We start from the raw sequence: 25,821 nt of genomic DNA on the forward strand, positions 1-25,821 counted from the left end.
TCGACCTACAGGTACTGGCCCGTGTTGGTGGCCGTGTCGATCGCCCGGCCGGATTCCTGGTTCTTCCCGCTGACCAGGGTGCGGATGTAGACGATCCGCTCGCCCTTCTTGCCGGAGATGCGGGCCCAGTCGTCCGGGTTGGTGGTGTTGGGCAGGTCCTCGTTCTCGGCGAACTCGTCGATGATCGCGTCCTGCAGGTGCTGGACCCGCAGACCGGGCTGGTTGGTCTCCAGCACCGACTTGATCGCCGCCTTCTTGGCCCTGTCCACGATGTTCTGGATCATCGCGCCGGAGTTGAAGTCCTTGAAGTACAGGACCTCCTTGTCCCCGTTGGCGTAGGTGACCTCCAGGAACCGGTTCTCGTCGGTCTCGGCGTACATCCGCTCCACCGTGGCCTGGATCATCGCGTCCAGGCACGCGGCGTTGTCCCCGCCGAACTCCTTGAGGTCCTCCTCGTGGATCGGGAGTTCCTCGGTGAGGTACTTGGAGAAGATGTCCTTGGCCGATTCGGCGTCCGGACGCTCGATCTTGATCTTCACGTCCAGCCGACCGGGCCGCAGGATCGCCGGGTCGATCATGTCCTCGCGGTTGGAGGCACCGATGACGATGACGTTCTCCAGGCCCTCCACACCGTCGATCTCGCTCAGCAGCTGCGGGACGATGGTGGTCTCCACGTCGGAGGACACACCGCTGCCGCGGGTCCGGAAGATCGAGTCCATCTCGTCGAAGAACACGATCACCGGCGTGCCCTCGGAGGCCTTCTCCCGAGCGCGCTGGAAGATCATCCGGATGTGGCGTTCGGTCTCGCCGACGAACTTGTTGAGCAGCTCGGGACCCTTGATGTTCAGGAAGTAGGACTTGGCCTGACCATCGTCGTCACCCCGCGCCGCGGCCACCTTCTTGGCCAGGGAGTTCGCCACCGCCTTGGCGATGAGCGTCTTCCCGCAGCCGGGTGGCCCGTAGAGCAGGACGCCCTTGGGCGGGCGCAACTGGTACTGCACGTAGAGGTCGGAGTGCAGGAACGGCAGCTCCACGGCGTCGCGGATCTGCTCGATCTGCCCGGCGAGGCCACCGATGTCGCGGTAGCCGACGTCCGGCACCTCTTCGAGGGTGAGGTCCTCGACCTCGGCCTTGGGCACGGTGTCGTAGGCGTAGCCGGCCTTGCTGTCGACCAGCAGGGAGTCGCCGGCCTTCAGCCCGGAATCGGCCAGCGGCTCGGTCAGCCACACGACGCGTTCCTCGTCCGTGTGCCCCATGACCAGGGCCCGCGGGCTCTCGCCATCGGCGTAGGACAGGATCTCCCGGAAGGTGCACACCTCACCGGTCTGTTCGAACGCACCCGCCTCGACCACGGTGAGGGCCTCGTTGAGGCGCACCGATTGGCCCAGCCTCAGGTCCCCGGTCTCGACGTTCGGCGACACCGCCACCCGCATCTTGCGACCGGAGGTGAATACGTCGACCGTGCTGTCCTCGTAGGCGTGCAGGAACACGCCGTACCCGCTCGGGGGCTGGGCGAGACGGTCGACCTCCTCGCGCAGCGCCGTCAGCTGGCCCCGCGCTTCCTTCAGGGTCTCGGTGAGTTTGGCGTTCCGTTCGGTGAGCTGGCTCACTCTCTCGGATGCCTCGGCCAGCCGCTTTTCCAGCAGACGCACCTGTTGAGGCGACTCGTTGAGCCTGCGGCGCAGCAGTGCGACCTCGTCTTCGAGAAGACGGATCTGGCTGCGGAGCTCCGCGGAGCCCGCACCCTGCTCGCCGTCGCCCTCCTCAGGCCGGCTGCCGGGACGGTCGTGCTGCATATCGGCACCCTCCTCCCGTGCTCGTACCACCACGGTACCGGCGATCACCGACGACGGCGGCGTCGTGAGGTCCCGCCGGATCGCCCAGCGTGCCACAGAAATCGCGGAATACACACGGTCTAAAGAACTTCGTTCCCCGCGCGTCATGTCCTGGCTGGTCGAGCCGGATACCGTGAGTTGTCGATCATGGTCCGTTCGATACTCCCGGACAACAGCGCAAGACCCCGGGAGATTCCCCGTGACCACGGGTTTTTCCGCTGCGCCACAGCGGTCGTGCGCGCTCTGCGATCATCCGGGCTAACGACTCCGGCATCCGGGTGGCATTTTCGCTCGGAGCCGCGTCACTTCTCCCATCATTTGGAACAACTCGTCGGTCCCGGACATTCCGGCCCTCACCGGGAGGAATCGACGGAGGTTGTAATCCGGTTACTCCGCACTCGCGGGGCCCGCGACTCTGATCTACTTACCGCCGCCCGAGCACAACCCGGCGTCGACAGCCGCAAGAGCACTCCTGGGAGGAGTCATGACCTATCCGCCGCAGCAGCCTGGTCAGGGCGGGTGGGGAGAGCAACCCGCGGGGAACGGATTCCCCCAGCAGCCCGCAGGACCCCAGCAGTCGGCACCGCAGCAGCCGGCACCGCAGCAGCAGCCGAACTGGTACGGCAACCAGCACACCGGATGGGGCCCGGAGCAGCCCGCTCAGGGACAGCCCGCGCAGATGCACCCCGGTCAGCCGATGCCGATGCCGATGCAGCCCGGCCAGCCGCTGCCCCCGCAGTGGGGCAGCGAGAACGGGCCCGGTTCGTGGTTGCGGGAGCCCGGGGGCTTCGGCGACGTCGAGCCGCCGGCCGAGCAGAAGTCGCGGCTGCCGCTGATCCTGTCGATCGTCGCGGCCGTGGTGGTGCTGGCCGGAGCCGGTGTCGGCGTGTACTTCTGGCTCGGCAGCGGCCCCGGTGAGCCGCGCCCGGTCGCCCAGGAGGTCGTGGCGAAGGTCAACGCGGGCGACTTCGGCACCGTCGGCGCGCTGTTCTGCGAGACCAACAAGGCCCAGCTGGAGACGGCGATGAGCCAGCTCAGCCAGTGGAAGTTCGACGTCAGGCTCGGCGAGGTCACCGCCAACGGCGACAAGGCCTCGGCGAAGCTCACCGGAACCTACGAAGCCGACGGCGCGTCACAACCGGTGGACCAGACGATGGGCCTCGTCGTCGAGAACGGCGAGTGGAAGATCTGCGACCTCGGCCAGTAACCGAGGCCGCATCAGGGGCACAACAGAAAACAATCCAGGGGGATCTCCAGTGACGTACCCACCGCAGCAGCCGCCCGGCCAGGGCGGATGGGGGCAGCAGCCCGGCGGCCAACAACCCGGCGGCCAGTTCCCGCCGAGCGGCGGTCAGCAGTACCCGCAGCAACCGGGCGGCCAGTTCCCGCCCAGCGGCGGCCAGCAGTACCCGCAGCAACCCGGCTACCCGCCGCAGCAGCCGTACCCGAACCCGTACGGCGGCTACGGCCCGCCGCCGAAGAAGAAGTCACCGCTCCCCTGGATCCTCGGCGGAGTCGGCGGCCTCGTCGTCATCGTCGGCGTCGTCATCACGCTGGTCATCGTCCTCACCGGCGGCCCCGGCGACCCGCGCCCGGTCGCCCAGCAGGCCGTGGACATGATGAACAACAAGGACTTCGCCGGGATTCAAGGCCTGACCTGCGACAAGGCGAGCACCGAGGTGCAGGACATGGTCGACACGATGGAAGGCAAGGGGTCCCAGTTCGACCAGCTCGAGGACATGGGCATCCCGCCGTCCGAGATCCAGCGGATGGTCGACAGCATGGAGATCAAGTTCATGCTGGGCGATGTCGTGGACAACGGCGACAACACCGCCACCGCGCACTTCAACGGCACCATGTCGCTGCACATCGAGGTCATGGGCCAGCGCATGGACCAGGACGTGCCGATCAACGAGACCAACGACCTGGTCGTCGAGAACGGCGAGTGGAAGCTCTGCTAACACCCTGACCAGCCAAAACGGCCCGCCCCGGAACCCCCGGCGCGGGCCGTTTCCCGTCCCCGGGTCGAATGCAGCGGTTTTCGACCGGTCGAAAACCGCTGCATTCGTCGCGTGAAAACCGCGGTTTTCGTCGCGCGAAAACCGGGGTTCTCGACCGGGGGGCAGCCGTTCGGGGGTCAGCCCTTGCTGGGGCGGCGTTGGACTCGGGGTGGGGTTACTCCGTCGGCGAGGCGGCGGGTGGTGAGGAGGAAGGCCGTGTGGGCGACCATGCGGTGTTCCGGGCGGACGGCCATGCCCACGACGTGCCAAGGGCGGAGGAGGGTTTCCCAGGCCTGGGGTTCGGTCCAGTTCTGCTGCTCGCGGATCGCTTCCGTGACCCGGGAGAGCTGGGTGGTGGTGGCGACGTAGACGATGAGGACGCCGCCGGGGTTGAGCTTCTCCTTGACCAGCTCCAGGACGTCCCACGGGGCCAGCATGTCGAGCACGATGCGGTCGACCGGCTCGCCGTCGTACTCCAGCAGGTCGCCCAGCCGCAGGTCCCAGTTCTCCGGGATCTCGCCGAAGAAGCGCTTGACGTTGCGCTCGGCGTGCTCGTGGTGGTCCTCGCGCACCTCGTAGGAGGTGACGCTGCCCTCCGGGCCGACCGCGCGCAGCAGCGAGCAGCTCAGCGCGCCGGACCCGGCACCGGCCTCCAGGACCTTCGCGCCCGGCCGGATGTCGCCCCACATGAGGATCTGCGCGGCGTCCTTGGGATAGATGACCTGGGCGCCGCGCGGCATCGACAGCACGTAGTCGGCCAGCAGCGGGCGCAGCGCCAGGAACGAGGTGCCGCCCGCGGAGGTCACCACCGAGCCCTCGGGCTGCCCGATCAGGTCGTCGTGCGCGAGCGCGCCGCGGTGGGTGTGGTACTCGCCTCCCTTTTCCAGCACGACCGTGTACTTGCGCCCCTTGGGGTCGGTCAACTGGACCCGGTCGCCGGGCTGGAACTCACCGCTGACGGTGCTGCTCAACTGCTGCCTACCTTCTCCGCGCTCGCCTGCCGTGCTCGCCGCACGGCGGACCATCGTCGCAGATGGCGGGGGCTGCACCCCCGGCGGGAGCGGTTCAGCTCCGGTGGGACCGCAGCGCCGAGCGCAGGTCCTCGCGGCGGAGCACCCCGCTGGGCCGCCCCTCCTCGTCGATCACCAGGAACTGCCAGGCCAGGACTGTCTGGACGCGTTCGAGCACCTCGTCCGGCGGCTCGCTGTCGAGCAGGATCGTGTCCGGGTCGACGGGCTCGGCGGCGCGTTCGGCGGGCTCGTGCGGCGCGTGGGTGGCCAGGCGCTCGGCGGCGGTCTGATCGAGCAGGCCGACCGCGATGCCGTCGGCCCGCACCAGCACGACACCGCGCCCGGCGGCGGCCAGCAGGGCGTCGCCGACCGGGCTCTCGGCCGGCAGCTGCAGCACCGGGCGCACCAGGTCGGACAGCTCCAGCCCGCTGGGCCAGCCGCGGCGCTGCTCGGCCTGGTGCTCGGCGCCGGCACCGGCGACGACGAACCAGGTCATCAGCACGCACACGCCCAGCCGCAGCCACTGGTCGTCGGCGCCGCTGAACAACCCGACCAGCGCGTAGACCATCAGGGCGACGGCGACCGCGCCCGCTCCGACGACTCCGGCCGTGGTGCCGGCGACGCGGCGCCCGGTGATCCGCCACAGCAGCGCGCGCAGCATCCGGCCGCCGTCCAGCGGCAGGCCCGGCAGCAGGTTGAACACGCCGACGGCGAGGTTGGCCACGCAGGTCTGGGCGACCAGCAGCCAGACCGCACCGCCGGGGGTCATCGCGTACCAGGCCAGTCCGGTCGCGCCCGCCAGCACCAGCGACACCGCGGGCCCGGCGGCGGCGATGAGACCTTCCTGCGCGGGTTTGGGCGGCGTGCGGGAGATCTCGGACAGGCCGCCGAGCAGGAACAACCGCACCCGCCGCACCGGCATCCCCATCCGCAGCGCGACGATGCAGTGCCCGAGCTCGTGCAGCAGCACCGATGCCGCCAGCAGCACGGTGAACACGGCTGCGAGCACGGCGGACTCCCACACCCCGGCCCCGGGCAGGATGCGGCCGACCAGCGGCGTGTAGAGCAGCACGATGAGCGCGGCGCCGAGCCACCACGAGGTGGACAGCAGCACCGGCACCCCGGCCACCCGGCACAGCAGCAGCCCGCCGTCGTTGAGCTTGGGCCGGGCGGGTGTGGACGCGGTCGGCGGCATGGCCGAAGGGTAGTCCGTCGCGGGTGAGGGGGCTGTGATGCGGCGGGGTTCACGCGCCCGCCACCTGACGTGGGGTGATCGCTGTCGGTGGGCTTCGTTAGGGTCGAGGACCATGACGGAGATCGCGCAGCAGCCGGCCCAGCAGGACGAGACGACCCGCCGGCGTCCGGCGCTGTCGCCGTCGCGGGCCGGGGATTTCAAGCAGTGCCCGCTGCTGTACCGCTTCCGCGCGGTCGACCGCATCCCGGAGAAGGCCACGCGCGCCCAGATCCGGGGCACCGTCGTGCACTCGGTGCTGGAGCGGCTCTACGCGCTGCCGACCGAGCAGCGCGACCGGGACCGGGCCGGGGAGATGCTGAACCCGGCGTGGGAGGAGCTGCTCGCCGAGCAGCCGGAGCTGGGCGAGCTCTTCGAGGGCCCGGAGGATCCGGAGCTGGAGAAGTGGCTGTCGTCGGCGAGCGGCCTGCTCGACGCCTACTTCGAGATGGAGGATCCGCAGCGGCTGCAGCCGGAGGCGTGCGAGCTGCGGGTGGAGACCGAGCTGCCGTCGGGTGTGCTGCTGCGCGGGTTCATCGACCGGGTGGACGTGGCGCCGACCGGCGAGATCCGCTTGGTGGACTACAAGACCGGCAGGGCTCCCGGCGAGATCGGCGAGGCCAAGGCGATGTTCCAGATGAAGTTCTACGCCTTGGTGCTGTGGCGGTTGCGGGGCGAGATCCCGCGCCAGCTGCTGCTGATGTACTTGGCGAACAAGCAGAAGCTCGCCTACGCGCCCGACGAGGACGAGCTGCGCCGCTTCGAGCGAACGCTGGAGGCGATCTGGCAGGCGATCCTCAAGGCCGGGAAAACCGGGGATTTCCGGCCGAATCCGAGCAAGCTCTGCGACTACTGCGATCACAAGGCCCTGTGCCCGTCCTTCGGCGGCACTCCCCCGCCCTACCCGGGCTGGCCCGAGGACCCGGCCACCAACGAGGAGTCCATTCTGGACCGAACGGACTGACCTGGCACGTCGCGGACGACGTGCCAGGCGCCGCAGGCGCTTTCTCCTCGTCCCGCCGAAGCAGCCGGCACCGCCGCGGGTTCTGACACGTCTTCCGGGGAGGACGGCCGTAGCGCCGTGAATTGGCTCCCGGAGCCAGAAGGCGTGTCAGGTTCCGCTACCCGCACCGCTGAGCAACTAGGCCACAGGGTCCTTAATCCTCGTACGGGTCGTAGTTCGCGGCCGTGCCGTACTCGCCGGCTTGCGTCTGGTCGATGACGGCGAAGCGGGCTCCCGTCGGGTCTCGCAGCACCGCCATGCGGCCGATGCTGGAGTCGTAGGGGTCGACCCGGACCCGGCCGCCGTGGGCGATGGCGGTCCGCACCAGCTCGTCGGTACCGATCTCGGCGTCGACGCCGAGGTAGAGGAGCCAGTGCGGGTGGGTGGATTCGGTGATGAAGTCGCGGATCATGCTGACCCGCGCCAGGACCGACTCGTCGCCGAGGTACCAGACCGAGTAGTCCGAGCGGTGCTCGGTGCCGAACTGCTCGTGCTCGTACCCGAAGAGCTCCTGGAAGAAGTGGTCGGCGGTCTGGGCCTTGATGGTGACCAGCTCGGCCCACATCAGGGTGCCGGGCAGCCCGACGTCGAACTGCCAGGACTCCTCCGGTTCCAGCAGCCCGAACTCGGCGTCGGAGGGGCCGTCGAGCACCGCTTTGCGGCCGATCTTCGGCACCGAGTTGATCGGCACGGTCTGCACCGCGCCGTGCTCCTCGGCCTCGGCGACCTTGGCGGCGCAGTCGTCGGTGGCGAGGTAGAGCCGCCACTGGGACTGGTCACCGGAGGCGGCGCGGAGGCTGGCCACCGGGAATCCCTCGCGGAGCGCGATGACGTGCTCCCCGGAGATCGGGTCGGAGTGGGTCTCGTACTCCCAGTCGAAGAGGTTCGCGTAGAACTCGCGGGCCTTGTCGAGGTTCGTGGTGATCAGCTCGATCCAGCAGGGCATGCCTGCGTAGAGCTGCCACTGCGGCGGCGTCTTCCCCGGAACCACAACTGCCATTGCTGCCACCCCCATCGGCGTCGTCCAAGATCGTCGCCGTCGAAACTACCCGCCCGGTACGACATCTCGACGGGCACCGGTCCTGCTCGTGTTCACCTCGCCCCAGCCTCCTCCGCGGAGGGCGAGGTGAACACGAACGGAGCGGCGGTTACGCCCGAATGGAGCAGCAGCGGACAGTTTTAGCCATAATCACCCATGATCAACTTCCGTTTTGCCCGGACAGTTATGGCTAAAACTGTCACCTCTAGAGGCGGCAGGCGCGGATGTCCGAGGACAGGATGGCCTTGGCCCCGACGGCCGCGAGGCGGTCCATGATCGCCGGGGCGTCCTTGCGGGAGACCATCGCGCGCACCGCGACCCAGCGCTCGTCGGCCAGCGGCGCCATCGTCGGCGACTCCAGGCCCGGGGTCATCTTCGTGGCCTCGTCGAGCAGGTCCTTCGGGCAGTTGTAGTCCAGCATCACGTACTGCTGGGCGAACACGACGCCCTGCAGCCGCGCGATCAGCCGGCTCTTGGCCTGCTCCTGGTCGGAGTCGCGGCGCTCGATGACCACGGCCTCGGACCTGCAGATCGAGTCGCCGAAGGCCACCAGCCCGTGCTGGCGCAACGTCCGGCCGGAGCCGACGACGTCGGCGATCGCGTCGGCGACACCGAGCTGGATGGAGATCTCCACCGCCCCGTCGAGCCGGATGACCTCGGCCGTCACGCCGTAGCGCGCCAGGTCGTCGGAGACCAGTCGCGGGTAGGACGTGGCGATCCGCTTGCCCTGCAGGTCGGCCACGTTCCACTCGCCCGCCCCGGAAGGCGCGGCGTAGCGGAAGGTCGAGCCGCCGAAGCCCAGCGCGAGCCGCTCGTCGACCGGGGCGCCGGAGTCCAGCGCCAGGTCGCGGCCGGTCAGGCCCAGGTCGAGCTCGCCGGAACCGACGTAGATCGCGATGTCCTTGGGCCGCAGGAAGAAGAACTCGACCTCGTTGGCGTTGTCGATCACGGTCAGGTCCCGCTGCTCATGGCGCTGCCGGTACCCGGCTTCGGCGAGCATCTCAGAAGCGGGACCGGCAAGCGTGCCCTTGTTGGGCACAGCGACGCGCAGCATGGGAACTCCTTCTTGGACAGCACTCAACTTGACGAGCGGTGCAGGTTGCGGGGGTGGGGAAGAGGAAGCGGCTTCGCCGCTTGCCCGACGGTCCGTGCACACCCACATGTGGTCACCCGCGCTCAGGAGATGATCTACAGGTAGCGGTAGACGTCCTCGGGGGACAGACCACGACCCAGCATGATGACCTGCAGCCGGTAGAGCAGCTGCGAGATCTCCTCGGCGAGTTCCTCGTCGGACTCGTGCTCGGCGGCCAGCCAGACCTCACCGGCCTCCTCCAGGACCTTCTTGCCCTGGGCGTGCACACCGGCGTCGAGCGCGGCCACCGTGCCGGAGCCCTCTGGGCGGGTCCGGGCACGTTCCTGCAGCTCGGCGAACAACTCGTCGAAGGTCTTCACAGTCCTCGATCCTTGCATCCGTCCTGGGCGGGTTCACATCGGACCCGCCCGTTTGCGGGCTCGATCACGGCCGATCAGCGGAAGCCGGTGGTGGCCTCCAGGACCGCGCCGAGCGTGTCCTTGATCATCGCAAGCGCGGCCCCGCGCGGGCTGGAGCGCCCTCCCGAGACCGTGACCTGCCCGGCTTCGCCGCAGTCGTAGCGCACCGCCTTCTCGGGACCGCGCAGCGAGCCCAGCGGGGAACCCTCGGGCTCGGCCGACAGCACCACCCGCACCACGCCCGGCTCGTCCCGCCTCGCGCGCGCGACCTGGCGCAGCCGGTGACCTGCGGGTACGTCGGGGAGCTGGGCGATGGGTTCGGTCTCGGCGCGGGTCCGAGCCGGGTCCCAGCCCCACAGCAGGGCGCTGATCAGCCGGAGCTTCGTGGCCGCGTCACCACCGGAGAGGTCCTGGCTCGGGTCGGCCTCGGCGATACCGGCCCGCTGCGCCTCGGCGACGGCCTCCGCCAGGTCCGCGCCGTCGGCGACGCGGTCCAGGACGAAGGTGGCGGTGCCGTTGACGCAGCCGGCGACCTCGTCGACGTCGAAGCCGCGCAGCACCGAGCGCGCCAGGTCCCCGGCGGGCATCGCGGCACCGGTGGCGCCGGAGATCCGCACCGACCGGCCCGCGCGCTCGGCGGCCCCGGCCAGCTCCGTCCAGCGCGCGAGCAGGTGCGACTTGGTCGCGGTGACCACGTGCGCACCCGCGTCCAGGGCCTGCAGCGCCTCGCGGGCCGCCCGGTCGTCGCCGTCGGAGGGAACCGCCTGGGCGAACACCGCAGCGCCGGTGCGCTCCAGCAGCTCCGGCAGGTCGCTCAGCGACTCCCACTCCCCCGCCTCGCGCTGCCGGTCGCGGCCCCGCACGGCCACCAGCCGCAGGTCGAGGCCGTGCCGGCGGCCGCGGTCGGCGACCAGCTCGGCGTAGGCGCGACCGACCGGCCCGTGCCCGGCCAGCACGATCGGGATCGGGGTGCTCACGCCGCCGGGGTGAACAGCTCGGCGAGCTCGGTGAAGTCGACGTCGGCGAGCGAGTCGCGCAGCGTCCGGCGCGGACCGTCCTCCAGCGGGACCTCGCACGGCACGGCCAGCACGACGCAGCCCGCGGCTTCGGCGGAGGCGACCCCGGTCGGCGAGTCCTCGACGGCCACGCAGTCGGCGGGGTCGACGCCGAGCAGGCGCGCGGCCTTGAGGTAGGGCTCGGGGTCGGGCTTGTTCTTGCCGTCGACCTCGTCACCGCACACGGTGACGTCGAAGGAGTCGTGCCCGAGGGTGTCCAGCGCCATGTCGGTGAGCGGCCGGATCGTCGAGGTCACCAGCGCGGTGCGCAGCCCGAGCTCCTTCGCGCTGCGCAGCGCCTCCTGCGCGCCCGGCCGCCACGGCAGGCCGTCGGCGAACAGCTGGGTCATCCGGCGCGCGACCCAGCTGGCGGCGGTGGCGATGTCGGAGTTGCCGTCGGGCAGGCCCAGGTCCACCAGGAGCAGCCGCATGCTGCGGGTCATGTTGGAGCCGACCATGTCCTCGCGGACCGCCTGCGAGAGGCGACCGCCGCGGTGCGCTGCGTAGTCGTCGAGCGCGATGGTCCAGAGCTTCTCGGAATCGACGAGCGTGCCGTCCATGTCGAACAGCACGGCTGCGGGCTGGGCCACGCGGAACACTCCGTTCACAGAGGTGGAAAGGACTCACAGAGGAGGAAAGGACCGCCCACCAGTACACACGACCATCTGTACCGATTCCCACCGAAGGACTCTCAGATCACATCCCGGTGTTGCAGGTAGCGGAACATGAGGATGCCGGGCAGCACCGGCAGCCAGTAGGTGAGCACCCGCGAGAGCAGCACCGCCGCGATCGCGGCGGTCGGCGGCACGCCCATCGCGCCCAAACCGGCCAGCAGGACGGCTTCGACGGCGCCGAGGCCGCCGGGCGAGGGCACCAGGTGACCGAGGGTGTTGCCGACGATGAACACGACGGTCACCGCGGTCCAGGAGAAGTGCGGGTGCAGCGCCTCCAGCGACGCCGCCAGCCCGAGCCCGGAGACGATCAGGTAGCCCAGCGCCCCGCCGAACAGCTGCAGCGCGCGGACCGGGTGCCGCAGGGTGTCCAGCAGCTCCCGGACGACCTCCCGCAGCGAGGGCATCACCTTGCGCCGCACCGGCGGGGCCAGCAGCACCAGCACCGCGACCAGCACCAGCGCTCCGGCGGCGACGAGCACCTGCCAGCTGGGCAGCGACAGGTGCGTGAAGGTCCCCGACAGGCCCGCGGCGAACACGCCGATCACCGCCACCACGACCGCCACGGCACCGGTCCCGGCCTGGTTGAGCAGCGTCGCCCCGACGGCCAGGGGCCTGCGCAGCCCGAGCCGTTCCAGGTAGACGACGTTGATGCCGAAGAACCCGGCGCCACCGGGGGTGGTGCGGCCGGTGAAGGCGGCGGCGATCTGGACCTGGAGGGTGCGCCAGAACGGCAGCGGGATGCGGCTGGAGCCCTGCATCGAGATCGACGCCAGCACCACCGAGACGAAGCCGGTCAGCACCGCCACCACCAGCCAGCCCCAGTGGGCGTGCCGCAGCGCGTCGGCGACCTCGCGCGTGTCGGACAGCTCGGGGATGAGCAGGTAGACGGCGGCGCCGATGAGCACCAGCCCCAGCACGGTGCTCGGGCGCACCGGGGAGCGGAAGCCGGGGATGGGCAGGCCGAGCCGGTCGGCGAGGGTCTCGCGCAGCTCGGCCAGGAAGTAGCGGCCGCGCTGGGCCTGGGTCCGGATGCGGCGCGGCAGCGACAGCGGCACCAGGGCGCGCAGGGCGGCGGCCAGCGATTCGACGGGCAGCGCGGCGATCGCGCTGGTCACGGCCCGTTCGGTGCCCACCAGGGCGGCGATGGACACGAGCGCTTCGGCGAGGTCCTGGGCGCAGCGGGCCTCGTCGGCGCCGGGGTGGCTGAAGGTGAACGACAGCAGCCAGGGGCGTCCGCGCTCGTCGACGAGGATGTTCTTGGCCCGCAGGTCGTGGTGGGCGATGCGGGCCTCGGCCAGCATCGCCACCTGCTGCCACACGCCGGCCAGCAGCTCGTCGTCGATCTCGCCGGGGTCGAGCTCGGTCAGCCGCCTGCCGGCGACCTCGCGCATCACCAGCAGCGCGGGCGCGTAGGGGACGTCGCAGGCCAGCACCACCTCCGGGGTGCGCACGCCCGCTCGGGAGGCGAGCAGGGCGGCGTAGGCCTCGTGCTCGACCTCGTGGTGCGGTGTGGACAGGCTCGGCTCGTCCTGCACGTCGAGCAGCATCAGCAACCGCTTGAGCTTGTACCAGCCGCCCGCCCGGCGGCTGAGCCTGCGCACCACCTTCACCCGCAGCGGCGGCCCGTCGACGGTGGTCACCGCCAGTTCGCGGGGTTGCAGCAGCCCGTGCCGCAGGGCGGCGATGGACACCGGGGCGAGCCCGGCGCGCTCCAGCTCGTCGAAGACCACCAGCTGCGACACCCGGCGGCCGGGAGCGCCCCACACCAGGTGGCACAGCAGGCCCACGCCCCAGCCGAGAAGCGCGCCGCCGACCGCGCCCAGCGGCAGGTGCAGGTCGAGGTGCACCACGGCGATGCCGGTCAGCAGCACCAGGCCCCAGCCCAGGTAGCGGGCGACCCGCCCGAAGTACGGGGTGGCCACCACGGCCAGCACCGTCACCACCGCGACCGCCTCCGACGGGAAGGGCCTGCCGAGCATCTGGTGCATCAGCGCCGCGACGAGCCAGGTCACCGCGCCGGACCCGCCGCACAGCAGCGCCACCCGGACCCAGCCGAAGTAGGAGGTCACCACGACCACGCCGACGATGCCCGCCCACGACCCGATCCAGGTGAGCACCACCCAGACGGGGTCGACGGCGCGCGGGAGCGCGATCAGCTGTTGGTGAACAGCGACCTCGACCGGGTTGGCCGGGACCAGCGCCAGCAGCGCGCTCAACGTGAGCAGTCCGCCGACGAGGCCGAGTTTGCCCAGGTCGCGGGGATGCCTGCCGATGGACAGCCGCAATCGCGACCGCGGCGAAACACCGGTCGCGCCACTCGCCTCCGACGGGCTCTGATCCACGGCCACCTGCCCCGAACAGACTGGTCAACCCAGCCTCGGACCAGGAATCCGAGCCGTCAAACCGACCCTCCGGTCAGGCAAGCGACGAGACCACCACCAAGCGATAGGCTTGCGCGGTGACCGATCGCGAACAGACGCCTGAACCGAACGCCGACCTGACGCGGTTGACGGACCCGATCGTGGTTTGCGCGTTCGAAGGATGGAACGACGCCGGGGACGCAGCCAGCTCCGCGATCGAGCACCTGCAGCTCATCTGGGACGCCGAGTCCCTCAGCGAGATCGACCCGGACCCGTACTACGACTTCCAGGTCACGCGCCCCACGGTCAAGCTGGTCGACGGCGTCACCCGGCAGGTCACCTGGCCGACGACGCGGCTGACGGTGTGCCGGCCGCCCGGCGCCGAGCACGACGTGGTCCTCATCCACGGCATCGAGCCGAACATGCGGTGGCGGGCGTTCTCCGCTGAGCTGGTCGAGCAGCTGGAGAAGCTCGGGGCGCGCACGGTGGTCACGCTGGGCGCCCTGCTGGCCGACGCGCCGCACACCCGCCCGGTCCCGGTCAGCGGCACGGCCTACGACGAGGGCTCGGCGGAGACCTTCGGTCTGGAGCGCACCCGCTACGAGGGACCGACGGGGATCGTGGGGATCTTCCAGGACGCGTGCGTGCAGGCGGGCATCCCGGCGATCTCGTTCTGGGCGGCGGTGCCGCACTACGTCTCGCAGCCCCCGTCGCCGAAGGCCACGCTGGCGCTGCTGCACCGCGTCGAGGAGGCGCTCGACGTCGAGGTCCCGCTCGGCAACCTGCCCGACCAGGCAGAGGAGTGGGAGGAGACGGTCAGCGAGATGGCCGAGGAGGACGAGGACGTCCGCAACTACGTGCGCGCCCTCGAGGAGCGGGGCGACGCCGAGGTCCGCCTCACCGAGGCCAGCGGCGACGCCATCGCCGCCGAGTTCGAGCGCTACCTCCGCCGCCGGGGCCCCGGCGGCAAGGGCCCCCTCGGCCCCGGCCCGGGCTGACCCCTCCCCGTGTCGAAAACCCCGGTTCTCGTCGCACGAGAACCGGGGTTTTCGACGTGCGGGGGAGCCGGGTCAGGCCGCTGCGCAGCGGGCGATGAAGGCTTCCGAGGCTTCGGGGTCGAGGAACCAGGCGGTCATGTCGTCGGGGTTGGCGAAGCCGTCGGCGAAGCGCTCGCCGACCGCGGGGAGCTGCATGGCCGCGCCGAAGATGTCGAGGACGTGCGGGGGCGGCGGCTGCAGGGCGGCGTTGGCCCACGAGGTGATGTGCTGGGCGACGTCCCAGTAGCGGTCGAAGGTGCGCTGCATCCAGTCCCAGTCGAACGCGTGCTCGCCGTGCTTGACGATGCTGTCCAGGTAGATCTGGGCGGCGTGGCAGGCGGCGTTGGCGCCCTGCCCGGTGACCGGGTCGTTGAGCACCACGCTGTCGCCCAGGCCCAGGACGAGACGACCGGAGGGCAGCTGCCCGATCGGCTTGCTGACCTGCGGTGTCACCGCCCCGGCTAGGGTCGCGCCGTCGTCGGTGAGCTCGGCGTCGGCGAAGCGCTCGTGCTCCCACGGGCAGTGCCGGCGCAGCAGGCCGAGCATCCGATCCCACTGCTGCTGCGGCTCGGGCCGGTCGCCGAAGGCGTCGAGCGGGCCGCCGGGAACGCCTTCCAGCAGCAAGATCTCGCAGGCGCCGTCGAGGGTGAGGCCGGGATAGCTGATGACCTCGCCGAGTCCGGCCAGGGCGTTGAATCGGGCCGCCGAGGAGTCGTCGCGGTCGCCGGGGACCCCGCGCACGTAGGCGGCCGAGAGGGCGCGCTGCGGTTCGGTGTAGGGCGAGCGCTGCGGGTCGCGCTCGAACAGCGACGCCAGCTCGCCCTTGCCCGCGGCGACCACCACGAGGTCGTGGTCCCCGGCCATGTCGTCGAGCTCGGCGACCGTGAACGCCCGGTGCACGAGGGCGCCGCCGCGCTCGGTGAACAGCTCCATCCAGGCCGGCATCTTGACGCGCTGGTCGATCGACAGCGCGTAGTCCTTCAGCGGCGCCGTCCAGTCGATGGCGCGCTCGCCGTCGGGGCCCGCCACCGACACGCGCAGACCGGTGAGGTGCGGTGCGGTGTCGTCCCACAGGCCGAGCCCGTGCCGTCTCTCGATCTCCAGCGCCTGGTAGTACATCGACTGCGTCGACAGGACCCGACCACCGCGGATCTGCTCCGGCGTCTGCGCCGAGACCAGCGTGACGTCGTACTGCTCGGCCTGGAGCGTGAGGGCCAGCTGCAGCCCCGACTGCCCGGCCCCGACGATCAGGACCTTCCGCATATCTCCCCGACCACCTTTCGAGTGTCCCCGTGTTCGGGCAACAGGGTTGTGCGACGCCAATTCAGACGAACTTCGTCGCTCCCAGTGATGACGCGATGATCAAATCAAACCCGTTCGGGCGTGTCGAGGAAGTGCGGAACTCGTTTTGATCAAGCAGAACGTGATGTTCCGTCGCTGCTCACCCGCTGTTCTCGCCGGAGGAGAGCGGACAGGAGAAGGGTGACCGGGAGCGGACTCCCGATCACCCTTCGTCGTGGTCGCGGTGTTAGAGCTCGACGCCCAGCAGCGCGTCGGCCGCCGCGCGGATCGCACCCGGCGCGGACGCGTCGTCACCGCCGGACACCAGCGCCGACTCCACCCAGGCGTCGATCGCGCGCAGCGCGCCCGGAGCGTCCAGGTCGTTCGACAGCGCCTCGCGCAGCCCCGCGATCGCCTCGGCCGCCGCCGGACCGGAGCTCAGCGCCACCGCCTCGCGCCAGCGCGACAGCCGGGCGGCACCGGCGGTGAGCGCGTCCGCGGTCCAGGACCGGTCCTCCCGGTAGTGGCCGTCGAGCAGCGCCAACCGGATCGCCATCGGGTCCACCCGGTCGCCGCGCAGCCGCGAGACGAACACCAGGTTGCCGCGCGACTTGGACATCTTCTCGCCGTCGAGCCCGATCATCCCGGAGTGCACGTAGTGCTTCGCGAACGGGTACTCGCCGGAGAGCGCCTCGGCGTGCGCGGCGCTGAACTCGTGGTGCGGGAAGATCAGGTCCGAGCCGCCGCCCTGCACGTCGAAGCCCAGGCCCAGGCGGTTCAGCGCGATCACCGAGCACTCCAGGTGCCAGCCGGGACGGCCGGCGCCGAGCTCGGAGTCCCAGGACGGCTCGCCCGGCCGCGCCATCCGCCACAGCAGCGCGTCGAGCGGGTGCTCCTTGCCCGCGCGGTCCGGGTCTCCCCCGCGCTCGGCGAAGAAGGTGTTCATGGTGGCCTCGTCGTAGTTCGACTCGGAGCCGAACCGGCCGGTGGCCTGGTGCCGGAAGTAGATGTCGGGGTACTCGGCGTCGTCGGCGCGGTAGGCGGCGCCGGAGGCCAGCAGCTTGCCGACGGCCTCGACGATCTCCGGGATGGACTCGACCGCGCCGACGAAGTCGGCGGGCGGCAGCACCCGCAGCGCCTCCATGTCCTCGCGGAACAGCGCGGTCTCGCGCATCGCGAGCACCACCCAGTCCTCGTTGTCCCGCTCGGCCCGCTCCAGCAGCGGGTCGTCGATGTCGGTGACGTTCTGCACGTAGTGGACCTGGTGACCGTTGTCCAGCCAGACCCGGTGGATGAGGTCGAACGCCAGGTAGGTCGCGGCGTGGCCGAGGTGGGTCGCGTCGTACGGGGTGATCCCGCAGACGTACATCCGCGCTTCGGGCCCGGGTTCGGTGGGCCGGACCTCAGCGGCGGAGGTGTCGAACAGCTGGAGTGGGCGAGGCGTGCCTTCCACCTTGGGGACGGTGACCGATGACCAGGGTTGCATGCATCCGACCTTAAACGTCCGCGCGGAGGCGGTGCCGCCATGTGGACCATCGCCCGTATCACATCCTGAGATGGTCGAGACCTTTTCCGGAATCGCACCCGGACCGCACCGCTCCGGAAATCAAATTCCGATTCACCCCGAATATCCGGTTGCGAGATCATCTTCGAGTAGTGGACAAACGGACTCGGGCGGCCTAAGAATCGATGCACAACAGAACCCGAGGAAGCGGAGGCAGACACTCCGTAAATCGTGATCTCCCAGTTCACAAGCGTCCTGGAAGATCCAGGATGATCCACATCGACCATGCTGACCCGGGCAATCGCAATCAGATCTTCACCTGAACGGGTGGACATCCGCGAAACGGCTCGTATGATCGATCACCGCCGAAAGGGAGCGGAAACGAATTCCCGGACAGGGCCGGGGAACCACAATCCGGATGCTCGAACAATTCCTCGAATCAGTTCGATCTTCGCCGGAATCGATCTATCCGGATCCGCACATCAGGTGGAGGCGATCGGTGACTTCGGTACGCGTGGAACGGCTCTACAAGATCTTCGGCCCGCAACCCGCCGAGCAGGTTCGCCGGCTCGACGAGGGCGCTGACACCTCTGCCCTGCCCGAAGGGACCACGGCCGCGGTCGTCGACGCCTCGTTCTCGGTCCAGGAAGGCGAGACCTTCGTGGTCATGGGCCTGTCCGGCTCGGGCAAGTCCACCCTGATCCGGATGCTCAACGGCCTGCTCACACCCACCTCCGGGCAGGTGTTCGTCGACGACGCCGACATCACCGCCATGTCCGGCCGCGAGCTGCGGACGATGCGGCAGCAGAAGATGAGCATGGTCTTCCAGCACTTCGCGCTGTTCCCGCACCGCACGGTGCTCGACAACGCCGGCTACGGGCTCCGGATCCGCGGCGTCCCCGACGACGAGATCAGCACCAGGGCCGCGGAGGCGCTCGGCATGGTCGGTCTCGACGGTTGGGAGCAGCGCTACCCGCAGCAGCTCTCCGGCGGCATGCGCCAGCGCGTCGGCCTCGCCCGAGCCCTGGCCGCCGGGACCGACGTGCTGCTGATGGACGAGGCGTTCAGCGCCCTGGACCCGCTGATCAAGCGCGAGATGCAGGACCAGCTGCTGGAGCTCAACGCCCAGCTCGGCAAGACGATCATCTTCATCACCCACGACCTCAACGAGGCGATGCGCCTCGGCGACCGGATCGCGGTGATGCGGGCGGGCCGGATCGTCCAGATCGGCGACTCCGAGCAGATCCTCAGCGAACCCGCCGACGACTACGTGGCCGAGTTCGTCCAGGACGTCGACCGCAGCCGGGTGCTCACGGCGGGCTCGATCGCCGACCCCAGCGGGGCAGCCCCGGCCGGGGTCACCCCGGTCCCGGCGACCGCGCCGCTGCGGGACCTCTTCGACCGGATCGGCCGGAACGGCCCGCTGCCCGTGGTCGACGCCCAGCAGCGGGTGATCGGCGTGGTCACGCCGCAGGCGGTCTTCACCGCGCTCAGCCACCGCACCGAACTCGAGGAGGCCTGAGATGACGGCGCTCTCGCAGCTGCCGCGCGTGCCGATCGGTGACTGGTTCAGCGCGGCCGTCGAGTGGCTCAACGACAACATCGGACCGCTGTTCGACTTCATCGACCTGGTGGTGAAGTCCGCCGTCGCGGGGCTGAGCTTCGCGCTGACCTGGTTGCCGCCGCTGGTGATGGTGCTGGTGTTCACCGCGCTGGCGCTGTGGCTGCGCAGCTGGCGGTTCGCGCTGTTCAGCCTCATCGGCTTCGGGCTGGTGGTCAGCATCGAGGAGTTCGAACCCGCGATGGAGACGCTGAGCCTGGTGCTGGTCTCCAGCGTGCTGGCGGTGCTCATCGGCATCCCCGTCGGGGTGCTGGCCGCCCGCAACCGGCACGTGAGCAACGTGGTGCGGCCGGTGCTGGACCTGATGCAGACGCTGCCGGCGTTCGTCTACCTGGTGCCGGTGATCGTGTTCTTCAACATCGGCGTGGTGCCGGGCGTGGTGGCGACGGTGATCTTCTCGCTGCCGCCCGGGGTGCGGCTCACCGAGCTGGGCATCCGGCAGGTCGATTCCGAGGTGGTCGAGGCCGGTGAGGCCTTCGGCGCGCCGACCAGGCAGATCCTCACCGGCATCCAGCTCCCGCTGGCGATGCCGTCGATCATGGCCGGAATCAACCAGGTGATCATGCTGTCGCTGTCGATGGTGGTCATCTCCGGCATGGTCGGCGCCCCCGGGCTCGGCACCAACATCTACGAGGCGGTGACGCGCGTGCAGCTCGGCCAGGGCTTCGAGGCCGGGCTGGCGGTGGTGATCCTCGCGGTCTACCTGGACCGGATCACCGCTGTGCTCTCGGACCGCTCGCCCGTCGCGCGGGCGGAGCGCAAAGCGGCCAAGACCGGGTAGTCCGGCCGCCGCGGAAAGGCAGGTTGTCAATGTTGCGCACGAGATCGAGGCGGCTGGTCGCGATTCTGGCCGCGCTCGCCGCGCTGGTGATGGTCGCCGCCGGGTGCGGTGGCCGCGAAGCGCAGACCGGCCAGGAAGCCAAGCAGATCAACATCGGCTACATCGCGTGGGACGAGGACATCGCCGTCACGTACCTCTACAAGGAACTGCTGGAACGACGCGGCTACAAGGTCAACGCCACCGAGCTGGAGGCCGGTCCGATCTACGCCGGGCTCGCCCAGGGCAACCCGGACCTGTTCCTGGACGCGTGGCTTCCCGCCACGCACGAGGACTACTGGAAGCAGTACGGACCCCAGCTAGAGGACCTGGGGATCTGGTACGACCAGGCCACGCTCAACATCGCCGTGCCCAACTACATGACCGACGTGAACACGATCGCCGATCTCAAGGGCAAGGGCGCCGAGCTGAACGGCACCATCACGGGCATCGACCCGGGCGCCGGCCTGAGCCGCACCACCAAGGAGGCGCTGCCGAAGTACGGCCTGGAGGGCGAGTACCAGCTGCAGACGTCCTCGACTACGGCGATGCTCGCCGCGCTGCAGAAGGCGACCGACGAGCAGAAGCCGATCGTGGTGACCCTGTGGCACCCGCACTGGGCCTACGCCCGCTACCCCATCAAGGACCTGCAGGACCCGATGGGCGCGATGGGGCAGGCCGAGCAGATCCACGCGGTCGGGCGCAAGAACTTCAGCCAGGACTTCCCCGAGGTCACCGAGATGGTCAAGAAGTTCAAGCTGACCGACCAGCAGCTCGCCAGCCTGGAGAACGAGATCAACAGCGCCGCCAAGGGCCAGGAGCAGCAGGCCGCCAAGAAGTGGGCCGACGCCAACCCGGACGTCATCAAGTCCTTCGCGGGCTGATCATCCCTCCCGGGGACAGTTTTCATGGAAAGGACAGTTTTCATGAAAACTGTCCCCACCTCAGGACCCCAACCGAGACGAAGTTTTCATGAAAACTTCCCCACCCCACGAACCTCGCACCCACGGGCAGGGGCATCAGGGACGGGACAGTTTTCATGAGAACTGTCCCGTCCCCGGTGACCGGAGGGGGAGGAAGTTTTCATGAAAACTGTCCCCTGCCGAGGAACACCTCACCGGCGGCGCTTGGTGCGGAGGTAGTCGCCCACCACGGCTGCGCCGAGGCCGTCGGCTTCGGGGGCGAGGACTCGGCCGCCGCCTCGGCGGGCGACGATGTTGACGAACCGCTCCAGGCGGGGGTCGTCGCCGAGCATGAAGACGCTCAGGGTGGTGCCCAGGCGGTGCAGGGCGTCCACTTCGGACAGGGTGACGCTCAGCGTGTGCGGGTCGGGCGGGTAGTCGAAGACCGCTTCCCCGTTCGGCTCCAGGTGGGCGGTGGGTTCGCCGTCGGTGATAACCAGCACGACGGGCTGCGCGTCGGAGTGCTTTCGCAGGTGCCGACCCGCGAGCAGCAGGGCGTGGTGCAGGTTCGTGCCCTGCTCCCACGCGCCCTCCAGCGCGGCCAGCTCACCGACGTCCACAGCGGACGCGTATCGCCCGAAGGTGACCAGCTGCAAGGCATCCGAGCGGAACCGGGTCGCCACCAGGTGGTGCAGCGCGAGCGCGGTGCGCTTCATCGGCACCCACCGGCCGTCCTGCACCATCGACCACGACGTGTCCACGCACAGCACCACCGCCGAGCGCGACCGCTGCTCGGTCTCGGCGACCTCCAGGTCCGCGAGGTCCAGCATCGGCGAGTCCGGCCCCTCGGCCGCGCGGCGCAGCACCGCGTTGCGGACCGTGCGCACGGCGTCCCACGGCTCGGCGTCGCCGTAGGTCCAGGGCCGGGTGGTGCCGGTGAGCTCGCCCGCCGCGCCCGCGCGGTCGGTGTCCCGCTCGCCCCGCCGCGTCCCGAGCTGCGAGATCACCGACTGCAGCGCGTTCTCCCCGAGCCGCCGCATCGCCCGCGGGCTCAGCTGCAACGACCCGTCCGGCGCGCGCCGCAGCAGACCTTGATCGCGCAGCTGGCGCTCGATCTGCGACAGCCGCTGCGCGTCGACGGTGGCCTGCGGGCCGAGCTGGCGCTCCAGCGCCTCCAGGTCGATGTCCTCCAGGCTCGCGCCCGGGTAGGACTGGCTCAGCTGCTCGGCCAGCCGGTCCATCTCGCCGAGCTCGGCCATCGCCGCGGTCGCCTCCGCCATGCCCATCGGCTGGTCGCCGCGGAACCGCGCCCGCCCGTTCCAGTCCTCGCCGGGCCGCAACCCCTGCAGCTGCCGGTCGATGTTCTGCAGCGCCTGCGCGATGCGCGGATCGCCGAAAGCCTGCTGCGACAACGCCATCAGCTCCTGGCGCTGCTCCTCGCTCATCGAGTTGAGCACGCGCTGCGCGGCGGCCGACCGGGCCGCGAGCGCGTCGACGAGCTCGTCGACGTTCTGCGGGTTCTCCGGGAAGAACTCGCCGTGCTTCGCCATGAACTCGTCGAACTTCTGCTGGACGTCGTCATCGCCGCGGGCGTGCGCGGCCAGCAGGGCCGACAGGTCGTCGAGCATCTCCCGCACCCGCTCGACGTCCTCCGGCGAGACGTCCTGCATCGCGTCCTTCATGCCCTGGAAGCGCTGTTCGAGGACCTCGGTGCCCAGCATCTGCCGGATCTCCTCGAACGCCTCCCGGGCCTCCGCCGACCGCCAGTCGTACTCCGAGAGCTCGTTGACCTGCCCGGACACGTCCGGCGGCAGGGCGCTGAGCTGCAGCTCGCGGAAGCGGGCGTCCTCGGAGGTGTCGGCCGCCAGCGCCAGCCGCTCCTGCTCCAGCGCCCGCTCCAGCAGCCTGCGGACCTCGGAGATCGTGCCGTCGAGCCGGTGGCGGCGCTGCATCTCGCTGCGCCGCTGCCACAACCGGCGGGTCAGCTCGTCCAGCCCGGACGAGTCGCGGGTGCCGGTGCGCAGCAGCTCCTCCAGCGCCGAACGCGGGGAGGCGCCCTCCATGACGTCGCGGCCGATCTGGTCCAGCGCGTCGCGCAGGTCGACCGGCGGCTCCAGCGGGTCGGGCCCGCCGTGCCACGCCGAGTACCGGTAGCGCGGACTCATCAGCTGTACACCGAGCGGTCGTCGTCGGAGTCCTTGCCCAGCTTCTTGGCCAGGTACAACGACTCCAGGGCGAGTTCCACGGCGCTGGCGATGCGGCCCGGCGGGTCGTCGGCGCGCACCCCGGCGCGCTCGGCGACCTGGTGCAGCACCGGCAGTTCCGGCAGCGCGGTGAGCACGTCCCGGCCCGCGATCTGCTCGCCGGTGGCCACCGGGTGTCCGTCGACGACGGCCTCGGCCAGCGAGTTCAGGTCCAGCCCGGCGAACAGGCCCCGCGCGGTGTCGGCGACCGAGCGCCGCAGCAGGTAGTTCAGCAGCTCGTCCTCGCGGCCCTCCTCGCCCGCCTCGAACTCGATCTTGCCGCGCAGCACGGCGGGCACCGCGGCCAGGTCGACCGGGCGGGCCACCGCCGGGTCCTCCCCGGTCAGCGCCGAGCGGTGCAGCGCGGCGGCCGCGACGGTCTCGGCGGCGGCGATGGCGAACCGCGCCGACACGCCCGAGCGCTGGTCCACGGCGCTGGACTCGCGCAGGTGGTCCACGAAGCGGGCCAGCACCTCCAGCAGGTGGTCGCCGACCTCCGCCGGCAGGTCCGCCTCCTGGCGCATCAACGACACCTCGTCGTCGATCTCCGTCGGGTAGTGGGTGCGGATCTCGGCGCCGAAGCGGTCCTTGAGCGGGGTGATGATCCGGCCGCGGTTGGTGTAGTCCTCGGGGTTGGCGGTGGCCACCAGCAGCACGTCCAGCGGCAGCCGCAGGCTGTAGCCGCGGATCTGGATGTCGCGCTCCTCCATGACGTTGAGCAGCGACACCTGGATCCGCTCTGCCAGGTCCGGGAGTTCGTTGATGGTCACGATGCCCCGGTGCGCGCGCGGGACGAGTCCATAGTGGATGGTCTCGGGGTCGCCCAGCGACCGGCCTTCGGCGACCTTGACCGGGTCGACGTCGCCGACCAGGTCGCCGACGGAGGTGTCGGGCGTGGCCAGCTTCTCGACGTAGCGGTCGTCGCGGTGCCGCCAGGCCACCGGCAGGTCGTCGCCCAGCTCGGCGGCGCGGCGCAGCGAGACCGGCGTGATCGGCTGCAGCGGGTGCTCGCCCAGCTCGGAACCCTCGATGACCGGGGTCCACTCGTCCAGCAGCGCGTGCAACCCGCGCAGCAGCCGGGTCTTGCCCTGACCGCGCTCACCGAGCAGCACCACGTCGTGCCCGGCGATCAGCGCGCGTTCCAGCTGCGGCAGCACGGTCCGGTCGAAACCGACGATGCCGGGCCACAGCGCCTGCCCGGAGCGCAGCGCCGTCAGCAGGTTCGCGCGCATCTCCGCCTTGATGCTGCGGGGTTCGTGTCCGCTGGTGCGCAGCTCCCCCGCCGTGCGGGGCAGCCCTGGAGGTGGGGTCGGGATCGTCACGCCCACGACGCTACTCCGAGGGAAACGTGAACGCCGCCACCGCGTCGAGGATTTCGAATCGTGAACCGGTGGAGTAGAACACTCCACGGCAACGAAAAATCGCGAAGCGGTGGGAGGCCCTGGTGGCTCTGGAAATCGAGGTGGAGCCGGGCGAGGTCGGCTTCGACGCGGACCGGTTGCGGCGGATCGACCGGCACTTCGAGGACTACGTCACGACGGGCAAGCTGCCCGGCTGGCTGGTGCTCGTGGCCCGCCAGGGCAAGATCGCGCACCTGTCGACGCACGGCATGCGCGACATCGAGAGCGGCAAACCGGTCGAGTCCGACACGCTGTTCCGGATCTACTCCATGACCAAGCCGATCACCTCGGTCGCGGCCATGATGCTCTACGAGGAAGGCGCGTTCGAGCTCACCGACCCGGTCAGCGACTTCATCCCGTCATTCGCCGACATGTCCGTCTACACCGGCGGGCCCGCCCGCAACCCGCAGACGCGGCCGGCGACCGAGCCGATCCGGATCTGGCACCTGCTCACCCACACCGCCGGGCTCACCTACGCGTTCAACTACCTGCACCCGCTCGACGAGCTGCACCGCCGCGCCGGGTTCGAGTTCGGCATGGCGCCCGACCTGGACCTGGCCGCCTGCTGCGACGCGTGGGCGGAGATCCCGCTGCTGTTCGACCCGGGCACACGCTGGAACTACTCGGTGGCCACCGACGTGCTCGGCCGCGTCGTGGAGGTCGCCTCCGGGCAGCGGCTCGACGAGTTCTTCCGCACCCGCGTGCTCGACCCGCTGGGCATGACCGACACCGGTTTCCAGGTCGACCCGGCCGATGCCGACCGGCTGGCCTCGCTGTACTCGGCTGACCCGCAGGGCAAGGCTCGGCTGCACCCCAAGCACGAGCAGATGTACGACACGGCGTTCGAGCCGCCGAAGGCGCCCTCCGGCGGTGGCGGTCTGTTCTCCTCGGCGCGCGACTACCACCGCTTCCAGCAGATGCTGCTGCGCCGCGGCGAGCTCGACGGGGTGCGGCTGCTGGGCGGGCGCACGGTCGACTTCATGACTCGCAACCACCTGCCCGGCGGCGCGGACCTGGAGACCCTGGCGATGGGCTCGTTCTCCGAGGTCGCCAACGCGGGCAAGGGCTTCGGCCTGGGATTCTCGGTGGTCGACGACCCGCTGGCGGCCAAGGTCCTGAGCTCGAAGGGCGAGTTCGCCTGGGGCGGCCTGGCCAGCACGGCCTTCTGGGTCGACCCGGCGGAGGACCTCACGGTCCTGTTCCTGACCCAGCTGATGCCCTCCAGCACCCACCCGATCAGGCCCTACCTGCACCAGCTGGTGTACCAGGCCCTGGCGGACTGACCGACCCGTCAGCAAACCGGCGAAGTCGGTCACCG

21 protein-coding genes are annotated in these 25,821 nt (G+C 70.3%); 8 read left to right on the forward strand and 13 right to left on the reverse strand.

Annotation, left to right across the window (positions count from 1 at the left end; all coding sequences use genetic code 11):
- Nucleotides 1–5: 5 nt before the first annotated feature.
- A complete protein-coding gene (gene arc, locus QFW96_RS01600) occupies nt 6–1,796 on the reverse strand; it encodes a proteasome ATPase (RefSeq protein ID WP_281453654.1) in 1,791 nt (596 codons plus the stop codon).
- A gap of 523 nt (nt 1,797–2,319) precedes the next feature.
- Between arc and QFW96_RS01605 the strand changes: the two genes are divergently transcribed.
- Both QFW96_RS01605 and QFW96_RS01610 read left to right on the forward strand, forming a co-directional pair.
- Nucleotides 2,320–3,042, forward strand: a complete 723-nt coding sequence (locus QFW96_RS01605) for an Rv0361 family membrane protein (protein ID WP_281453655.1) — start codon at nt 2,320–2,322, stop codon at nt 3,040–3,042.
- 49 nt (nt 3,043–3,091) lie between these two features.
- Nucleotides 3,092–3,796 (forward strand): hypothetical protein, encoded by a 705-nt coding sequence (locus QFW96_RS01610; RefSeq protein WP_281453656.1) that lies wholly within the window; start codon nt 3,092–3,094, stop codon nt 3,794–3,796.
- A 176-nt stretch (nt 3,797–3,972) separates the two neighbouring features.
- On the opposite strand, the gene QFW96_RS01615 is transcribed toward QFW96_RS01610, so the two are convergent.
- Together QFW96_RS01615 and QFW96_RS01620 are read right to left on the reverse strand one after the other, a co-directional pair.
- Entirely contained in the window at nt 3,973–4,860 is an 888-nt protein-coding gene (locus tag QFW96_RS01615; RefSeq protein ID WP_281453657.1) for a tRNA (adenine-N1)-methyltransferase, read from the reverse strand.
- A gap of 40 nt (nt 4,861–4,900) precedes the next feature.
- Entirely contained in the window at nt 4,901–6,040 is a 1,140-nt protein-coding gene (locus QFW96_RS01620; protein ID WP_281453658.1) for a site-2 protease family protein, read from the reverse strand.
- A 112-nt stretch (nt 6,041–6,152) separates the two neighbouring features.
- Here QFW96_RS01620 and QFW96_RS01625 point away from each other — a divergent pair, with 112 nt between their 5' ends.
- Complete coding sequence (locus tag QFW96_RS01625; protein ID WP_281453659.1) at nt 6,153–7,040, forward strand: RecB family exonuclease; 888 nt, start codon at nt 6,153–6,155, stop codon at nt 7,038–7,040.
- 193 nt (nt 7,041–7,233) lie between these two features.
- Here the strand turns inward: QFW96_RS01625 and QFW96_RS01630 are convergent, their stop codons facing one another.
- The 6 genes from QFW96_RS01630 to QFW96_RS01655 form a co-directional block, all read right to left on the reverse strand.
- On the reverse strand, nt 7,234–8,079 hold the full coding sequence (locus QFW96_RS01630) for a VOC family protein (RefSeq protein WP_281453660.1): 846 nt from the start codon (nt 8,077–8,079) through the stop codon (nt 7,234–7,236).
- 244 nt (nt 8,080–8,323) lie between these two features.
- A complete protein-coding gene (gene hisG, locus QFW96_RS01635; protein WP_281453661.1) occupies nt 8,324–9,172 on the reverse strand; it encodes an ATP phosphoribosyltransferase in 849 nt (282 codons plus the stop codon).
- A 134-nt stretch (nt 9,173–9,306) separates the two neighbouring features.
- A complete protein-coding gene (locus QFW96_RS01640) occupies nt 9,307–9,570 on the reverse strand; it encodes a phosphoribosyl-ATP diphosphatase (protein WP_281453662.1) in 264 nt (87 codons plus the stop codon).
- Nucleotides 9,571–9,644: 74 nt separating this feature from the next.
- The gene (locus tag QFW96_RS01645) at nt 9,645–10,586 is read right to left on the reverse strand and encodes a homoserine dehydrogenase (RefSeq protein WP_281453663.1); all 942 of its coding nucleotides are present in this window, start codon (nt 10,584–10,586) and stop codon (nt 9,645–9,647) included.
- Nucleotides 10,583–11,254 (reverse strand): HAD family hydrolase, encoded by a 672-nt coding sequence (locus tag QFW96_RS01650; RefSeq protein WP_281453664.1) that lies wholly within the window; start codon nt 11,252–11,254, stop codon nt 10,583–10,585. Before QFW96_RS01650 ends, QFW96_RS01645 begins: the two co-directional genes overlap by 4 nt.
- A 101-nt stretch (nt 11,255–11,355) precedes the next feature.
- Nucleotides 11,356–13,680 (reverse strand): lysylphosphatidylglycerol synthase domain-containing protein, encoded by a 2,325-nt coding sequence (locus QFW96_RS01655; protein ID WP_281453665.1) that lies wholly within the window; start codon nt 13,678–13,680, stop codon nt 11,356–11,358.
- 116 nt (nt 13,681–13,796) lie between these two features.
- Here QFW96_RS01655 and QFW96_RS01660 point away from each other — a divergent pair, with 116 nt between their 5' ends.
- A complete protein-coding gene (locus QFW96_RS01660; protein WP_281453666.1) occupies nt 13,797–14,696 on the forward strand; it encodes a PAC2 family protein in 900 nt (299 codons plus the stop codon).
- A 72-nt stretch (nt 14,697–14,768) separates the two neighbouring features.
- Here QFW96_RS01660 and QFW96_RS01665 read toward each other — a convergent pair whose 3' ends face one another.
- The gene (locus QFW96_RS01665; protein WP_281453667.1) at nt 14,769–15,998 is read right to left on the reverse strand and encodes a styrene monooxygenase/indole monooxygenase family protein; all 1,230 of its coding nucleotides are present in this window, start codon (nt 15,996–15,998) and stop codon (nt 14,769–14,771) included.
- 265 nt (nt 15,999–16,263) lie between these two features.
- Nucleotides 16,264–17,502, reverse strand: coding sequence for a cysteine--1-D-myo-inosityl 2-amino-2-deoxy-alpha-D-glucopyranoside ligase (gene mshC / locus QFW96_RS01670; RefSeq protein ID WP_281453668.1), 1,239 nt, complete (start codon nt 17,500–17,502; stop codon nt 16,264–16,266).
- Between the two features lie 532 nt (nt 17,503–18,034).
- Between mshC and QFW96_RS01675 the strand changes: the two genes are divergently transcribed.
- From QFW96_RS01675 to QFW96_RS01685, 3 genes are read left to right on the forward strand one after another with little or no spacing between them, the layout of a single operon-like run.
- Complete coding sequence (locus QFW96_RS01675; RefSeq protein ID WP_425524711.1) at nt 18,035–19,042, forward strand: quaternary amine ABC transporter ATP-binding protein; 1,008 nt, start codon at nt 18,035–18,037, stop codon at nt 19,040–19,042.
- Nucleotide 19,043: 1 nt separating this feature from the next.
- Entirely contained in the window at nt 19,044–19,922 is an 879-nt protein-coding gene (locus tag QFW96_RS01680) for an ABC transporter permease (RefSeq protein WP_281453669.1), read from the forward strand.
- A 29-nt stretch (nt 19,923–19,951) separates the two neighbouring features.
- Nucleotides 19,952–20,842, forward strand: a complete 891-nt coding sequence (locus tag QFW96_RS01685) for a glycine betaine ABC transporter substrate-binding protein (protein ID WP_281453670.1) — start codon at nt 19,952–19,954, stop codon at nt 20,840–20,842.
- 230 nt (nt 20,843–21,072) lie between these two features.
- On the opposite strand, the gene QFW96_RS01690 is transcribed toward QFW96_RS01685, so the two are convergent.
- Nucleotides 21,073–23,025, reverse strand: coding sequence for a vWA domain-containing protein (locus QFW96_RS01690; RefSeq protein WP_281453671.1), 1,953 nt, complete (start codon nt 23,023–23,025; stop codon nt 21,073–21,075).
- Nucleotides 23,025–24,425 carry an ATP-binding protein gene (locus tag QFW96_RS01695; RefSeq protein ID WP_281453672.1) on the reverse strand — a complete coding sequence of 467 codons (1,401 nt, stop codon included), beginning with the start codon at nt 24,423–24,425 and terminating at the stop codon, nt 23,025–23,027. Before QFW96_RS01695 ends, QFW96_RS01690 begins: the two co-directional genes overlap by 1 nt.
- Before the next feature lie 119 nt (nt 24,426–24,544).
- Here QFW96_RS01695 and QFW96_RS01700 point away from each other — a divergent pair, with 119 nt between their 5' ends.
- Nucleotides 24,545–25,786, forward strand: a complete 1,242-nt coding sequence (locus tag QFW96_RS01700; protein WP_281454020.1) for a serine hydrolase domain-containing protein — start codon at nt 24,545–24,547, stop codon at nt 25,784–25,786.
- Nucleotides 25,787–25,821: the final 35 nt, after the last annotated feature.

It is taken from the genome of Saccharopolyspora ipomoeae, assembly GCF_029952525.1.
GTDB lineage: Bacteria > Actinomycetota > Actinomycetes > Mycobacteriales > Pseudonocardiaceae > Saccharopolyspora > Saccharopolyspora ipomoeae.

Coding starts and splice junctions, on each gene's coding strand:
- QFW96_RS01665 (WP_281453667.1), bottom strand. CDS start 15,998: ATGCGGAAGGTCCTGATCGTCGGGGCCGGGCAGTCGGGGCTGCAGCTG.
- arc (WP_281453654.1), bottom strand. CDS start 1,796: ATGCAGCACGACCGTCCCGGCAGCCGGCCTGAGGAGGGCGACGGCGAG.
- QFW96_RS01630 (WP_281453660.1), bottom strand. CDS start 8,079: ATGGCAGTTGTGGTTCCGGGGAAGACGCCGCCGCAGTGGCAGCTCTAC.
- QFW96_RS01615 (WP_281453657.1), bottom strand. CDS start 4,860: ATGGTCCGCCGTGCGGCGAGCACGGCAGGCGAGCGCGGAGAAGGTAGG.
- QFW96_RS01690 (WP_281453671.1), bottom strand. CDS start 23,025: ATGAGTCCGCGCTACCGGTACTCGGCGTGGCACGGCGGGCCCGACCCG.
- mshC (WP_281453668.1), bottom strand. CDS start 17,502: ATGCAACCCTGGTCATCGGTCACCGTCCCCAAGGTGGAAGGCACGCCT.
- QFW96_RS01680 (WP_281453669.1), top strand. CDS start 19,044: ATGACGGCGCTCTCGCAGCTGCCGCGCGTGCCGATCGGTGACTGGTTC.
- QFW96_RS01685 (WP_281453670.1), top strand. CDS start 19,952: ATGTTGCGCACGAGATCGAGGCGGCTGGTCGCGATTCTGGCCGCGCTC.
- hisG (WP_281453661.1), bottom strand. CDS start 9,172: ATGCTGCGCGTCGCTGTGCCCAACAAGGGCACGCTTGCCGGTCCCGCT.
- QFW96_RS01620 (WP_281453658.1), bottom strand. CDS start 6,040: ATGCCGCCGACCGCGTCCACACCCGCCCGGCCCAAGCTCAACGACGGC.
- QFW96_RS01625 (WP_281453659.1), top strand. CDS start 6,153: ATGACGGAGATCGCGCAGCAGCCGGCCCAGCAGGACGAGACGACCCGC.
- QFW96_RS01605 (WP_281453655.1), top strand. CDS start 2,320: ATGACCTATCCGCCGCAGCAGCCTGGTCAGGGCGGGTGGGGAGAGCAA.